At 55.5% G+C, this 211-nt stretch carries 1 rRNA gene; it reads left to right on the top strand.

The features are described from left to right. Nucleotides 1–211 (top strand): 23S ribosomal RNA (locus ADL34_RS05655); the annotation flags it as partial.

The following is a 211-nucleotide window of genomic DNA, read 5'->3' as shown; positions in this document are numbered from 1 at the left end:
GTCAGGTAGAGAATACCGAGGCGTTCGGGTGAACTATGGTTAAGGAACTCGGCAAAATGCCCCCGTAACTTCGGGAGAAGGGGGGCCACAACCGGTGATCCAATTTACTTGGTGAGCTGGGGGTGGCCGCAGAGACCAGCGAGAAGCGACTGTTTACTAAAAACACAGGTCCGTGCGAAGCCGTAAGGCGATGTATACGGACTGACGCCTG

The organism is Streptomyces sp. NRRL WC-3605, from assembly GCF_001509795.1.
GTDB lineage: Bacteria > Actinomycetota > Actinomycetes > Streptomycetales > Streptomycetaceae > Streptomyces > Streptomyces viridochromogenes.
The sequence above is the reverse complement of the archived record's forward strand: the minus strand, read 5'-3'. Positions and strand labels throughout refer to the sequence as shown.